The organism is Panacibacter ginsenosidivorans (assembly GCF_007971225.1).
Classification (GTDB): Bacteria; Bacteroidota; Bacteroidia; order Chitinophagales; family Chitinophagaceae; genus Panacibacter; species Panacibacter ginsenosidivorans.
In genome coordinates, this window is the sequence record NZ_CP042435.1 from 1,309,078 (window position 1) to 1,324,297 (window position 15,220).

Consider the following 15,220-nt stretch of genomic DNA (forward strand, 5'->3'; position numbering starts at 1 on the left):
TTACTACCGTTAATGATGCTAACGGATATTGCCGCTGATACTATTTTATTTGCACCAGGAAAGTAAGGATGGAAGAATTTTTATGTACCCGGCTGATTGCTGCTATAATGCTTTTCTTGCGTCGCACACTTAGGCATTTTGTCTGCTACTCAGCAAAGCTGCTGACCATTTTTAACTTTTGAATTTTCTACCTTATACCTGTTTGCTGCATAAGCTCTTTGCAGAATCTTGTGCTTTTAAAATTGCTTCGTCTATAGTAAGTTAATTTCGTTAATTACTTGCGAAGATATCTTTCATAATGTTCACTGCAGATAAAGTTCAGAACTTTTTCCGCATTTATTCACTGCGGGAATGACGCATTTTTTGTTGAATACAGCTCAGAACGTACAAGTGAGTGACACAACAAAAGCTTCATAGCAGTGCTATAGCCAGTCAAATAAAAAAGTTTCATTTCTCCATTAACTTAACTATTGCTCTATGCAGCAAAGTATTTTCATCTGCCAGCGCATCAAGAATGGAGAAATGATTTAATTCCTGCAGTTGCAGCAATTCAACAGACGACGTTTTGTTTATGCATTTGTTATACATATCCCGGCTTTGATCTTTAAACTCGTCTGTTTCGGCCGCTCCTACTGCAATCAGCAGCGGGTAGTTTTGCGCGGGTATTAGTTCAACAGGGCTGTTTCTTGCAGCCATTTCTTTGCTCATTTGCAAAACATCATTTCTTTCTGAAAGAAGTATAGGAAGTAACTTAAATAATCCACTAAGTAAAAAAATACCTTTAATGAAAGGCTGCATTTCATTAGCCCATTGTTTACTAAGCAACATTGCTGCAAGATGCGCACCTGCACTATGACCCGCAATATATACATCATTTGGGTTGGCATTATAAGCGGCCAGGTTTTGCTGCAGCCATAGCATTGCTTTGCGGCAGGAGGCAACTATTTCATCCATTGTTGCAGCGGGGGCAAGCGGATAGTTAATGAATACGGTTGTTACGTAGTATGGCAGAAAAGATGCGGCAATGAAATGAAACCTGGTTTTATCAAACATTTGCCAGTACCCGCCATGAATAAAGACAAAGACTTTTGCATTTGATTTATTGGAAGGAAATATATCAAGGCATTCCCGTGGATGATCTCCATATGCAATATCTTTTATGAACGAATGCTTTTCTCTTGTTGCAGAGCTAAGATTATCCCAACGCTCAAGATAGGTTGCAAAGTCGGGAACATGCAACCGGTTATTATATTGGATGTTGAGTTGCTCCTGGTTGTATTGCTTGTAAACGATCATGCAAAAGAAGGAACTTGCTGGGGTTGCAGGCAGTTAAAAACAAGCTTATAAAACCATGGATGCGATTGCCATGTTTTTCCTGTAACAATTTTACCATCCTGCACTGCTTCGTCTGGTGATACATATACACCGCCACAACTTTCTACTTCAAATTTTACATGCTCGTAACAGGCGATCTTTTTCTTGTTCACCAAACCTGCGGTTACCAATATTTGCACACCATGACAAATAGCAAAAATGTATTTATTGTTGCCGGCAAATTCCTTTACAATATTGATGACTCTTCTATCATTTCGTAGATATTCCGGCGCCCTGCCACCGGGCAATAGTAATGCTTCATAGTCTGCAGTGTTTACGTCATCAAAAGAAATATCAGACTCAACGAGGTAGCCTTTTCTTTCTACATAGGTATCCCAGCCTGGTTCAAAATCATGTATCACAAGGTTCATCCTTTTTACTGCAGGTGCTGCAATTACAGGAATAAACCCTAGTTCCCTTAACCTGTGTGATGCGTAAAGAATTTCAAAACTTTCACCTGCATCTCCGGTGATGATGAGTATTTTCCTGGCTGTCATAACAATCGTGTTTAAATGAAATTACTTTTAAAAGGATTAATGGTTAAAGATAGATAAAGAATTATGATCTTGTTGCTGCATAAAGTTCAGAACGTACAAGTGAGTGACACAATGAAAGGCTGATAGCATTGCAGCAGTAGATAAAAATAAATACACTTCAATACTAAAGACTATCCTTAGCAATAACACTCCAGTCATCACTGCCGTTACCTTTGGCTATCCATGTATCCATTACGGCAGCAATGGCGGGTATAACGGTTAAGTTTGTTCCGGCTTCTTTGGCTGCAGATAGCATTAGCCCTGCATCTTTACGTGCCATGTTCAATTCCCATGATGGTTCATTAAACTTAGCTTCTGATATCTTCTTTAACCGTGCAGGAACTGATGCGCCGGGATTCCAGTTATTGAAAAGTGTAAGCAGTTCTGATGGCTGTATATTATGCACCTTAGCTAATGCAAGCGCATCAGCAAGGCCGGCAGTAAGGCTTAATAAGAAAAGATTTCCGGAGAGTTTGATGCCTGCAGCTTTACCTTCTTCAGCACCAAAGTTGAGTAGTTTCCCTGTCATTTTAGATAATGCAGGTTCATATTTTTCAATTACCGATTGATTGCCAGAGACCATCATAAAACCTGTGCTTTCCAAAGCATTCTGAGGACCCATAAAAACAGGCGCATGCAAATACGTGAAGCCTTTGCTTTTCCAATAAGACGTTCTCTGTATAGCTCCCTTAACCGAAGTAGTGGTATGGTCTATAATAACGGCTCCTTGTTGCAATCCATTACTGGCAGATGTTAATACTTCATCAACAGTTGCATCATCCTTAAGTGTAACATGAATAATTTCTGCACCCTGTACAGCTTCCTCAACCCTGTTGAATGCTTTTGCACCATATGCTTCCAATGCTTTGGCTTTTGCTGCCGTGCGGTTCCAAACCTGAACTGCATCGCCTTTCTGCAGCATTGCCTTAACGAAGCCGGAGCCTAATAATCCGATACCTATAAATGCTTTCATAATACAACTTTTTATAAAGTTAGTAAAGCCCAGGTAGTTTAACCCATCTTAGGTTCTTAGTAAATTAAACTTTTGAATGCTTTGAGAAAGGATAGTTTTATTTAGCTGCATTAAGTTTAGAACGTACAAGTGAGTGACACAACAAAAGCTTAATAGCATTAATACAGTTGATTACAAAAAATATCAATGAAAATGCAATTCTGCCTACTCTTACACGCTTTCATAAACGCTACCTTTAAACTCAAATTATTAAAAGTGAAAAACTTGCCTGTTATTGAAAAATTAATCGAAGCACTTGGTGAACAAAAAGTGTTAAGCAGTGAAAAAGCTGCTGAAAGAATTGCAAATGTGTATGGCAAGGCGAGATCGCTGGATGTAAGGGCATTGGTCTTACCCGCATCAACAAATGATGTTGCGGTAACATTAAAAATATGTAATGAATATAAACAAGCAGTAGTGCCGCAGGGCGGTCTTTCAAATGTTGTTAACAGTGCTACAGCAAATAAAAATGAAATTGCTATATCGCTTGAAAAAATGAATGCCATTAAAGAGGTGGATCGTATTAACCAGTTTGTAGAAGTTGAGGCAGGCGTGATACTTGAGCAACTGCATGAAAAAGTGAAAGAAAGTGGTTTTATTTTTCCATTAGATTTAGGAGCAAAAGGCAGTTGTATGATCGGTGGAAATATTGCCACCAATGCAGGCGGTTTGCAGGCTTTACGATATGGCGTTATGCGCAATCTTGTATTGGGTCTTGAAGTTGTTTTAGCAGATGGAACTATTCTCAACAATTTAAATCCTGTATTAAAGAATAATACCGGATATGATTTGAAACATTTGTTTATCGGCTCTGAAGGAACCCTCGGTATTATTACCCGTGCCATTCTTAAACTAACACCTGCACCTGCATTTTTTTCTACTGCTTTTATTGCATTGGAAAATTTCGACAACAGCAAAGAATTACTAAACAGAGCTAAAATATTTTTTGGAGATAAGCTTACTTCATTTGAAATTTTATGGCCGGCATTTTATAAGCTGCTTACCAATGAAAATTCGGGCAATAAAAAAGTGATAGCCGACAATTACCCTTTATATGTGCTTACTGAAATTGCCGGGGCTGCTGCTCTGGAATCTCAGATGGAGATATTTTTAGAGACTGTACTCAATGATAATATTATAGTGGATGCAGTTTTAGCACAGCGGCAGGAAGACAGAAAACAGTTCTGGCAAATACGTGAAAAAATCGATCAGATACTTATTCGGCATAATCCCGTTTTTACGTTTGATGTAAGTTTACCCGTTTCTGAAATGGAACAATATGTAATAACTGTAGATGCAACATTGAAAGAAAATTTTGATACCTTTTACAACTATGCTTTTGGGCACATGGGTGACGGCAATCTTCATTTGATGATCAATTGCGGGGAAGAAAATACTGACGCTAAAGAACTGGTTGAAAAAATTGTTTATGCACCATTACAATCAATACCCAGTTCTGTTTCTGCCGAACATGGTATTGGGCTATCAAAGAAAAAATGGCTCTCTTTTTCCAGATCGCCGGAAGAGATTGCTGTAATGCGGTCTATTAAAAATTTACTGGACCCGAATAATATTATGAACCCGGGCAAAATATTTTAATTCTTTTTGAACAGTGTACCATAACCGGATTTACAATACAATGATGCATAATACTCAGAATAGCCATGCCGGTTGCTGATGTTGATATAAACGATAACAATAATTCTGTGGCGGTGGCTGATATGAATAAAAGAGATTTGGTGCCAGGCTATAGAATGTCAGTTGCAACTTTTGTTGCGTCGCACACTTGTGCGTTCGTAACCCTGTTGAGCAATGAACAAAATGCACAAGTGTGCGACGCAACAAAAGCGCAATAGTTGTACTGTCTCCGGATCAAAAAACTTTTTTGAAGATGCAGCTTTGATAAGATTGATAAATGTCAATTATTGGGAAGTGTTTTTTATGGCCCAAAGAAAACCTTAGCAGAAAATATGGTAACTTACTTTTAAAATCTCCGGATATGAAGAAAATATTTTTTGCAGCGCTTATGCTTCTGACTGTAGCCCTTTTATTGCATAATAAAGCAACCGCGCAAAGTAACAATGCACCAGGAGATCTATTAAGACATATTGTTATGATAACTTTTAAGAAAGATGCTCCCGCTGACAGCATACAGGCGCTGGACAATATATATAAGAGCTTATCTAAAAGTACAATGGTTAAAGATTTTGAGATGGGCATAAATATGTCCATCCGTGATACCCTTGTAAAACATGTGTTTGTAACAACCTTTACTTCAAAGGACGATTTGGCTAACTATAAAAAGGTTCCTGCCTATTCAGGATTATTTAAACTTTCACTTGCTATTGCAGAAGATGTTACCGTGGCTGATTATTGGGTAAAGAAATAATTCCCCCTTCTGCTTTACACATTTGCATTTATTATACCGAGGCATTTTATAAAAATATAATTACCTATTTATTATTTATTGTTGGATGTAACAACGGGTTGTAATGCTTTACGTACAGCCGGTGCTACAATGTTACCAAACAATTCTATGGCATGCATCATTTTATCATGAGGCAAGGTGCCCACACTAAACTGAACCATGAAACGCGTATTGCCAAACAGCTCATGTTCGTATAATATTTTATCGATCACTTGTTGCGGACTCCCTACCAATAAGGCACCTGAAGGGCTGCGCATCAATTCAAATTGCTCACGTGTTGTTGGCGGCCATCCTCTCTCCCGCCCTATCTTACTCATTACATAAGCATACGTGGGGAAAAATTCATCAGCAGCCTGTTGAGAATTACCGGCGATATATGCGTGTGAATTGATGCATAGCTGAAGTGTGGAAACATCATGACCAACCTTTACAAATTCATCACGATAATATTTTGTATGTGGCACAAATTGTTCAGGCTTGCCGCCAATAATAGCAATGGTAAGTGGCAATCCCAATTTCGCGGCCCGTAATACAGACGCCGGGGTACCACCTATTGCCACCCATACCGGCAACTTCTTTTGATAAGGTCTTGGATACACACCAAGATTTGATATAGCTGCACGATGCCTGCCTTTCCAGGTAACTTTTTCGTTTTCATTTATGGCGACAAGCAGCTTTAATTTTTCATCAAACAACGTATCGTAATCATCAAGATCGTAACCAAACAATGGGAACGATTCAATAAAAGAGCCGCGGCCCGCCATGATCTCTGCCCTGCCACCAGATAAAAGATCAATAGTGGCAAATTGCTGAAATACTCGCACGGGATCATCAGAACTCAATACACTTACGGCACTTGATAACTTTATCTGCTTTGTTCTTGCTGCCACTGCTGCAAGCACTGTAGCTGGTGAAGACACGAGAAAATCAGGGCGGTGATGTTCACCAATGGCAAATACATCGAGCCCAAGCTGATCGGCGAGTTGAGCTTCTTCTAACAAGTTTTGCAAACGTTGGTAAGCTGTAATAGACTTTCCTGTTGACGGATCTGGTGTTAATTCTACAAACGTGCTAATGCCTAATTCCATGGTGATTAAAGATAAATACGATATGCAATAATAAATTTTTGAATACTGCAATTAACGACAAACTATTTCATGAACAAAATGGATTGAAAATAGTCTGATCTGCCATATACATTGCAGCATAATGAACAGAACGTACAAGTGTGCGACGCAACGAATGCTTAAATGGTATTACTAATGCCGGGCTCATAAACTATCTCTTATCTTTTCTGCACAGATAACAACAACGAACAATCATTTTCTCATTTGCTGTTTTTACCCGTGATATAAATGAAGGGATACCTTTATTACTAAAGTGTTATCAGCATTTTATTTTCATGGCATCGCCTGTTGTGTCACTCACTTGTGCATTCTGAATGCTATTCATCTGTCAACACTCAAATAGTAATAAGCGAAAGCATGAATTACTTAGCTTTGTTTGATATCCTGAAAAATGATCTGCTTCATGAACAAAAAAAAGCATCTTTATTAATTCATAAAAATATAGTTATTGTTTGCCAGACTGATATATAATTACGGAATTTTCCAGGGGCTTTGGTTAATGATAAAAATTAAACTGTCAAATGGAAAACTAAACCTTCCGAATATAAAATATCCTGTCTATTTCAGGAAGAATTCCAGCGACTTTACTGTTTTATATACCATACTGCTTGCAAAGTCTTATGAGTTTAAAATAAAACAACCGCCTGCTGTTATAATAGATGCAGGTGCCAATGCCGGTTATGCAAGCATTTATTTTGCCAACCGTTTTCCCGGAGCTGCTATTTATGCTGTTGAACCAGATGCAGGCAATTTTGAAATGCTGAAAAAGAATGCTGCTCCATATCCGCAAATTACCTGCCTTCAGAAAGCTATCTGGAACAAACATGCTGCCCTTATAATAAAAGATGCAGGCAACGGAGAATGGGCCTTTGCAGTTGAAGAGATTACTGAAAAAAACAAAGGAGAAATTGAAGCGATCACCTTAACTGACCTGCTTAGCAATTACGATCTTCCCACTATTGATATTTTGAAGATAGATATTGAAGGAAGTGAGAAGGAAGTTTTTGCAGAGGGTTATGAACCCTGGTTAAGCAAAACAAAATACCTCGTTATTGAGGTACATGACGGATTAAAAAAAGGATGCAGCAAATCAGTATTTAAAGCAACGTCAACATTTAATTTCTCCTTTAAAAGAAGTGGTGAAAACCTGGTTTTTGTAAATGATGATCTATAAAAATGGATGCAGTTTAAGCAACATTGTACTTGCACAAAAATTAATTTGCATCATTTTTCAATTGCTTACGGCTTTGTGCTTATTTTCATTTACGCGATCAATGTATCACAACAAAAAACTTTCCATATGAAATTTGCAAAACACATCTTTATTTTACTTACTACATTTTTGACATTTACCTGTGCCACCACAAAAGCACAATCGTCCCGTTTTAGTGTGAACCATTACACCAATGGAAAAGGTGATACACTAAATTATCGTATGCTTTATCCTGATTCTGATACTTCGCGAAAGTATCCGCTGGTTATTTTTTTACATGGTTCAGGGGAAAGAGGCAGCGACAATGAGGCGCAATTGAAATGGGGTGTTATGAATTTTGCAACCGACCAGACGATGGTGGCACATCCTGCCTTTGTGATAGCACCTCAATGCCCTGAGAAAATGAGTTGGTCTAATTTTTCCGGTCGCAGCAAAGGCACTACAGACATGCACCTGGAAGCTAAACCTTCCAAGCCTATGGAATTATTGATTGGTCTTATACATGAGTTTATGAAAAATGCTTCTATTGATACAAACCGTATTTATATTACAGGGCTTTCAATGGGTGGTTTTGGTACGTATGATGCGATTGAAAGATACCCTGATCTTTTTGCTGCTGCAATGCCGGTTTGTGGCGGTGGAGATGTTTCAATGGCTGCAACAATTGCTCACATACCTATATGGAATTTTCACGGTTCAGAAGATCCTGCAGTAGATCCGATGTATTCTGTTAATATGATGAACGCATTGATTAAAGCTGGTGCGCATCCGGCATTTACTTTTTATCCTGAAACAGGGCATTTCTCATGGTTAGCTGCATACAGCGATCCTTCAGCGTTGAATTGGTTATTCAGGCAACATAAATAAAACTTACAAATAAAGAACAGGCTTTTATTAATAGTATTGAGCCGGGTAATTATCTGAATAAGACAAGCTCAGGTGCCGGATCAACACTTATTGCAATTCCTGGAAGAGAGTCTGTCGCCACGCAAAGAGAAATGACCAGGGATGAAGTTTATTTTCCGGTGAAAGATTAGACCCCAAATTGAATTTATCTCAATTTATAAAGCATAATATTGAGTAAGTTGTATTTTAAAACATACATATATTTTTTATCGCTGAAATATTATACAGATGCCTGCTTTTAAATATTGTATATTTTTTTTGATCATCATTTCTCTTCTTGTATCAGCGGTGCCGTTGAAAAATAATGAGCCTCGTGCTACGCTTATCGCAACTGAAAAATTTTATTTCAATTCCTTTGTTGATTGCAATATGGCAGAAGCCTGGATAGGTGATACATTCCGCATTTTTCCAGGTAAGTATGGTGAAGATCCTTTATGGGGCTACGCACATGATCTGAAGTTTGCTGATGGCAGTAATGCTGACGAAACTTTTCTAAATAAGCCTGCTGCTTTTACAGAACCTGTTATGCCGCCTAATGTAAAGCCCGGAGAGAATGGCTTACACGGTGCTGTATGGTTTGAAACTGTTTACCAGGATGCAAAAGATAAGTCCGGTAAAACATTATATGCAGTATATCATAACGAGAATTATCCTGCTACTTTACCTTATGATAATTTAACTGGCAAAGGTTATACAGATAAAAACTGGCCACAGGGATTAACGGGAGCAACAACACCTGCAGCCGTTTGCAGGATCGGTATTATGAAATCTGTTGACGGAGGAAGAAGCTGGATAAACCGGGGCATTTTTATTGAAGATGATCAGCCGAGAATGATCTTAAAACCACACAACACTTCTGTTACTTTCGCAGGTGGTGTTGGCGACCCATCTGCAGTTGCAAATGGAGATTATTTATATCTTTTTTATGGAGAGTATGGATATCCTGAAAAATATGACCCGGCAAAATATAATGCCCAAACTGAATGGAGCGGTCAATGTATAAGTGTTGCACGAATTGCATTATCAGACCTTGATAACCCTGTCGGCAAAGCAAAAAGATGGAACGGAAACGCTTTTACTGTTCCTTATGATGGAACAGGAAAACCCATTGCATCTATACAGATTCCTTTAGATGAAGGTGGCGGCCCAGCTTCTTCTCCCCGATCAAAATTTTATTGGGGACCATCTGTTAGCTGGAATAATTATCTTAAGTGCTGGGTTATGCTGATGGCAAAATCAGAAGGCCCTTCCTGGAAAGGAAACAGCATATACATTTCATTTAATAAACATGAAGATCTTGGGGCAGGTAACAATTCCCAGGATTGGTCTAAGCCAATAATGCTTTTACAGGAGCCCGGACATATTATATGGTATCCTTCATTGCAGCCTTTAAATTCAGCTGCAGATATTGCAGAGAAAAACACCTGTTTAAAATTGGGTGCCAAGGCAAGGTTATTTTATAAAGATCAGCATAATGATACGAGTGAATACATTTCTACTTATATAATAGCATTCTCGCATTAGTACTACACCTTCGTCAACAGGCAAAACTTTATCAGGATTATTTTTTTGATACCAGCAATTTCTTTTCATGGCATCATCGTTGCGTCGCATTCCGTTCATCTGTTGTGCTGATGGCATCAAAAAATATAATCTTTTGGAACCATTTTAAACTGCATTTAAAAAATAAAAGATGAAAAAAATAACCATTGCCTGCCGGATCATTACAGCTTTGTTTGCAGCATTTATGTTATTTACGGCCATACCAAATATAATGATGGTTAATGCATCTGTAGAATTGATAGCAGGCTTAGACTATCCAAAATATTTTATTCCGTTTATAGGTGTTGCAAAAGTAAATGGCTCTGTTGCCATATTATTTATGGCATAAAAAGGATGCTGCTGTATAACCAGTAAGGTTTATTTTGCTGAATATGTTTCTAAACGCACAAGTGAGTGACACAACCGGCGATGCCATATGCAATGCACCTTGTAAACAAATTATCTTTTGCGAAATAAATGTTGAATACACATTTTAACGGTTTGGCTTTATTTCATTTTATCACGCACAAATAAAAATGGTATATATTTATTGAAACTAACTGCAGCCATGTGTTTCAATAAAGTAATTTACTTGTTGTTGTTTTGTGCTTTTATGTCTTCTGCAAAAGCGCAGGATGCAAACATGAATACATTAGACAGTTTCTCCGCAAAATTTATTGCCGCCATCAGAACGAACGAAAAAGAACGTGCATACCTTATAACAGACCGGTCTGTTTATGGAGCCGGTGAATACATCTGGTTCAAAACATTTTTGCTAAACGCCGTTTCGCAAAAAACAAGCAGCAAAAGCAAATATCTTTTTGCAGATGTAGTAAATGACAAAGACAGCATTATAAAGAAGATAATCTTAGATGCAACTAATAAACAACTTAGTGCACGCATTGCATTGCCTGACTCATTACCTACCGGCTATTACTGGCTTCGTGCATACACAAGGCAAATGGCCGAACATGATACAGGTGAAATTGCCGTAAAGCCACTATATGTCTTTGGAAAAACAAACGATAATATTGTAATTAAAACAGAAAAAAAAACCATGACCCGGGATGATATGCCTGCCATTACATTTTACCCGGAAGGTGGCAGCATAATGACAGGTATTAATTCAACAGTGGCATTGCAGGCAATTAATAATAATGGTGAACCACTACATGTTGAAGGTATTATAAAAGACAATCGCGACACAATTGTAGCACACTTTACCACCAACTCAACCGGCCTCGCAAAATTTGATTTTGAACCTTCCGGTTACAGAAGGTACAGGGCCGTAATAACCTGGAACGGAAAAGACATTAGTTATTTTTTACCCGCCTTCAATTATTATGCAGGGCAAATATCAGTTTCGCATCAGCCAGGTTCATTTAAACTTAGAATATTGTTGGGGGATTCTATTTATTCAAAAGAAACGCCGACCTATATATTAGGTATCTCAAAAGATAGTTTGGTCTTTGCAGGCATTGGTAAAGGTTTGTGTGAAGTAACGGTAGAAGAAACAAAATTGCCACCGGGCATTACAACATTCTATCTCTTTTCAAAAGACTTTAAATTGTTGAGTGAAAGAACGGTTTATGTAACCAGCAATAATTTGCACACTACTGTAGCTGCTGATAAAAATATCTATGCTAAACACGATAAAATATCGCTCAATTTATCCATAACGGATACAGCACAAAATGCTATTCCGTCACTGCTTGCTATTTCTGTAAGCGATTCTCTTTTTACTGCCAGGAAAGAATCTTGCTTCAGCAATACTTCTTTTAATTTACAGGCGGTTGATAATTTATTCTTAGCCGGTAACAGTTGTTTTACTGATGATGATATAGATATGATGATGCTTACCAGGCATGACACTTATCAATCACTTAATAAAAAGAATATAACATCCGTTACTCCTGCAGACGACAGTCTTTTATTTATCAAAGGAACTGTTCTAAGCGATAAAAACATTCCTCTGGCTGATAAATCTGTCATGTTGATTTCCAATTCAGGCAGTAAAGATTTATTTGATATTGATACTACCAATAATGAAGGCCGTTTTCTGTTTCCAATAGACCATCGTCCCGATAGCTTGCAAATAGCGCTGGAAATAAAAGACCTTAACAACAACCGTGTTATTAACAGCAAGGTTGTCATTGATGCAATTACTTTTCCCAAACTCACCACACCTGGTGCCTTAAAACAATATCCTGATATTGATCCCAGGAGAGCCAGCCAAAAAATCAATACTTACATTAATGCAAAATGGACAAACGCAGAAGGCAGGCAATTACCTCCTGTTTCAGTAAAAACTATTGCTGACTTCGACGAATCAAAAAGAGTTAGCCCTTACTCTGCTCTTCTTACGGCCAAAGATCTTGACGGAAGAACCCCGGTAGATGTGGCTATTTTACGAATCAGCGGTCTGCAACTCTTAAATGGCTTTCTTGTTATTCACGGGCTAAATGCATTTAAGTCACCAAGTGCCAGTTCAGAACCGTTGGTGCTTGTTGAAGGTGCGCCCATCGTTATGTCACCCGATGGCGTTGGAAATGTCAGCCCGGTAATGAGTTATTTACATGCGCTTAATCCAAAAGATATTGATTTCATAGAAGTTTTAAAGGATGGCGCCGCTGCCAATTACGGCGTACGAGGAGCGAATGGTGTAATCCTTATTAATTTATCCAATAAGATCCGCGATCTTGGTTCTAATAACAATAACATGAAAATGTTTTACCTCAATGGTGTCAGCAGCCCAGCTATTTTCCCCATTATCAGCTACGATCATAAAGATAAAAAGGCTCCTGCTACTACAGACACGCGCTCTACTATTTTTTGGAATGGGAATTACTTTACTGCAGGTGCCGGTAATACCACTCTTACCTTTTATAGCAGCGATGTTCCTTCAACTTATAATATTTCCGTTACAGGCATTACCCAAAACGGAGATATTATTCACAAAACCATTACCGTACAAAGCAGGTAAACAAGATAATAAACATATATCATTACAATTTTTGTGAGACCAGCCAATGTTTTCATAGCATCTGCTGTTGTGTCACTCACTTGTACGTTCGGTCTGCGGTGCAGCTTTTATCTATGTCTATGTACATACAATTACTTTCCACATAACTAAGAATTACCATATCATTCAACAAAAAAATGGTGCGTATTCAACGCACCATAAAAACTCTTTTTAAAAAACTACCAAATTGATAACTCACATCCATTTAGACAGGAAAGTATTAAACTCATGCCTTAGATCTTTGATCACTTTTTCAAACGTCTTTACAGCGTCATCAATTTTTTTATGATCATCCACACGTGCTTGCTCTACGTGCCCTGCATGATGCTTAGCGTCTTCAAAAACAAGATGTGCATGTTCATTCACTGTATGCTTCAGCTCACCAATATTATTGCGCTGTACAATAAACTGGTTTTGAAAATGCTCAATACCTGCCTTTGCTTCTGCATCTGTATTTTTTTCTGCCACTTCTGCAAGACGGTTTTCCAGTATATCAAGTTCTTTTTCATAAAAGTCAAGCGAACCCAGCCATACTCCATGTTCTACGCTAAGGTTAGATGCGTTTGTGTAAGTCATAATACTAATTTTAAATGTTTATTTCGTTGTATGCTTCAAAATTGTAAGAATACTTACAGAATAAATATGATCCCCGTCAAATAAAGCACTGATATAACTCATCATTTACTTATTGTTTTATTGCTTAATGCAAAGGTTTTTTTTAGTCTATAGCCTGCTGTAGCAACTCTCCGGACCTGTGGCTTACTTTACTTATTTGCATTATTAAAAATCCCGTCACTAATTTTTACCAACCTGCTGCTATAAAAACAGAACGCACAAGTGAGTGACACAACAGGCGATGCCATGTGCACAGCAGCCTGCCACAAAGAAATGCCTGCTACAAAAAAACTTACTATGCATAAAGTCATGCTTTCGCTGCACCAGCAATTTGTTTAAAAAACATTGCCTACAAAAATTCCGGCTTATATTTCTGATAGTTTAACTTTATAAACTATCACCATAAAATTATTATTATGAACAGAAGATCTTTTTTAGGTAAAGCTGCTGTAGGCGTGGCTGCAACAGGGTTGGCTTCAACAATCTCCTCACCTGTTTTTGCTTTGGCAAAAAAGAAAGGCATTGCTATGCCTATTGGTTTTCAGTCTTATGTTTTCAGAGAAGAAATCTCCAACCAGCCACATGAAACGATGAGCAGACTCGCCAGCTATGGTTATAAGAATGTAGAATGGTGCAGCCCCAAAGGTTACCAGGGACCCTTCACACCTCTTGTAAAGTATTCCGGCAAAGAACTAAAAAAGATCACCAACGATGCGGGTCTTGAAACCACCAGTTGTCATTTTACGTGGCAGGAAATTACAGATGATGCCAGCCTTGCCGAACGTATAGAGTTTGCAAACCAGTTGGGTTTAAAATGCATGGTCTGCTCCGGCGGTCTTGGCGCAAAGACAGCAGATGAAATAAAGAAACGTTGCGACCAGATGAATCATGTTGGCGAAATGGTGAAGAAAGGTGGCATGATCGCAGGTTACCACAACCACAATGGTGAGTTTGATGAAAAGATAGATGGTCGTCCACAATATGATATTATGCTCGAACACCTCGATGCATCCCTGGTAAAGATGCAGTTCCAGGTAGCCGCTATTACATCAGGTTATAAAGCACAGGATTATTTTCGCAAATTTCCCGGTCGTTTTATTTCGGCGCACCTCCAGGATTATAGTCCCTCAGATAATACAAAGGAGGTGGTTATGGGTACCGGCATTGTTGATTGGAAAGATTTTTTTGTAGCAGCTAAAACAGGTGGTTTAAAATATGTTTTTGTAGAGATGGAATCTGACCCCAGCATTATGCAGGGATGCGCAAATTATCTTAAGGAAATTTCATAAAAACGTAACACGTTTATGTATTAAAATAAAAGCTCGTTTGTTTACGGGCTTTTGTATTTTATAGCATCGCCTGTTGTGTCACTCACTTGTGCGCTCTGATACTTTATTGGGCATTAATCATTATCTGCAAGCCTCATTGCTTTTATTGTAATTGTC

13 protein-coding genes are annotated in these 15,220 nt (G+C 38.2%); 8 read left to right on the plus strand and 5 right to left on the minus strand.

Annotation, left to right across the window (positions count from 1 at the left end; genetic code table 11):
- Window positions 1-447: 447 nt before the first annotated feature.
- The 3 genes from FRZ67_RS05410 to FRZ67_RS05420 form a co-directional block, all read right to left on the minus strand.
- A complete protein-coding gene (locus FRZ67_RS05410; RefSeq protein WP_147188568.1) occupies window positions 448-1,296 on the minus strand; it encodes an alpha/beta hydrolase in 849 nt (282 codons plus the stop codon).
- Window positions 1,293-1,871 (minus strand): DJ-1/PfpI family protein, encoded by a 579-nt coding sequence (locus FRZ67_RS05415; protein ID WP_147188569.1) that lies wholly within the window; start codon window positions 1,869-1,871, stop codon window positions 1,293-1,295. Before FRZ67_RS05415 ends, FRZ67_RS05410 begins: the two co-directional genes overlap by 4 nt.
- 163 nt (window positions 1,872-2,034) lie before the next feature.
- Window positions 2,035-2,883, minus strand: coding sequence for an NAD(P)-dependent oxidoreductase (locus FRZ67_RS05420; RefSeq protein ID WP_147188570.1), 849 nt, complete (start codon window positions 2,881-2,883; stop codon window positions 2,035-2,037).
- Between the two features lie 255 nt (window positions 2,884-3,138).
- Between FRZ67_RS05420 and FRZ67_RS05425 the strand changes: the two genes are divergently transcribed.
- Both FRZ67_RS05425 and FRZ67_RS05430 read left to right on the plus strand, forming a co-directional pair.
- Window positions 3,139-4,521: an FAD-binding oxidoreductase gene (locus FRZ67_RS05425; RefSeq protein WP_225975514.1), complete on the plus strand. Its 1,383-nt coding sequence runs from the start codon at window positions 3,139-3,141 to the stop codon at window positions 4,519-4,521.
- Between the two features lie 400 nt (window positions 4,522-4,921).
- A complete protein-coding gene (locus tag FRZ67_RS05430) occupies window positions 4,922-5,311 on the plus strand; it encodes a Dabb family protein (RefSeq protein WP_158638310.1) in 390 nt (129 codons plus the stop codon).
- 71 nt (window positions 5,312-5,382) lie between these two features.
- Here the strand turns inward: FRZ67_RS05430 and FRZ67_RS05435 are convergent, their stop codons facing one another.
- Entirely contained in the window at window positions 5,383-6,438 is a 1,056-nt protein-coding gene (locus tag FRZ67_RS05435) for an LLM class flavin-dependent oxidoreductase (RefSeq protein WP_147188572.1), read from the minus strand.
- A gap of 487 nt (window positions 6,439-6,925) precedes the next feature.
- On the opposite strand from FRZ67_RS05435, the gene FRZ67_RS05440 reads away from it, so the two are divergent.
- The 5 genes from FRZ67_RS05440 (at window position 6,926) to FRZ67_RS05460 (ending at window position 13,121) form a co-directional block, all read left to right on the plus strand.
- Window positions 6,926-7,651 carry an FkbM family methyltransferase gene (locus tag FRZ67_RS05440; RefSeq protein WP_147188573.1) on the plus strand — a complete coding sequence of 242 codons (726 nt, stop codon included), beginning with the start codon at window positions 6,926-6,928 and terminating at the stop codon, window positions 7,649-7,651.
- Between the two features lie 126 nt (window positions 7,652-7,777).
- The gene (locus FRZ67_RS05445; protein WP_158638311.1) at window positions 7,778-8,557 is read left to right on the plus strand and encodes a carboxylesterase family protein; all 780 of its coding nucleotides are present in this window, start codon (window positions 7,778-7,780) and stop codon (window positions 8,555-8,557) included.
- Window positions 8,558-8,824: 267 nt separating this feature from the next.
- Complete coding sequence (locus FRZ67_RS05450) at window positions 8,825-10,120, plus strand: hypothetical protein (RefSeq protein ID WP_225975515.1); 1,296 nt, start codon at window positions 8,825-8,827, stop codon at window positions 10,118-10,120.
- Between the two features lie 169 nt (window positions 10,121-10,289).
- Window positions 10,290-10,487 (plus strand): DoxX family protein, encoded by a 198-nt coding sequence (locus tag FRZ67_RS05455; RefSeq protein ID WP_147188575.1) that lies wholly within the window; start codon window positions 10,290-10,292, stop codon window positions 10,485-10,487.
- Between the two features lie 219 nt (window positions 10,488-10,706).
- On the plus strand, window positions 10,707-13,121 hold the full coding sequence (locus FRZ67_RS05460) for a TonB-dependent receptor plug domain-containing protein (RefSeq protein WP_147188576.1): 2,415 nt from the start codon (window positions 10,707-10,709) through the stop codon (window positions 13,119-13,121).
- Window positions 13,122-13,355: 234 nt separating this feature from the next.
- Here the strand turns inward: FRZ67_RS05460 and FRZ67_RS05465 are convergent, their stop codons facing one another.
- Window positions 13,356-13,736: a hypothetical protein gene (locus FRZ67_RS05465; RefSeq protein WP_147188577.1), complete on the minus strand. Its 381-nt coding sequence runs from the start codon at window positions 13,734-13,736 to the stop codon at window positions 13,356-13,358.
- A 455-nt stretch (window positions 13,737-14,191) separates the two neighbouring features.
- Here FRZ67_RS05465 and FRZ67_RS05470 point away from each other — a divergent pair, with 455 nt between their 5' ends.
- The gene (locus FRZ67_RS05470; protein WP_147193078.1) at window positions 14,192-15,064 is read left to right on the plus strand and encodes a TIM barrel protein; all 873 of its coding nucleotides are present in this window, start codon (window positions 14,192-14,194) and stop codon (window positions 15,062-15,064) included.
- Window positions 15,065-15,220: the final 156 nt, after the last annotated feature.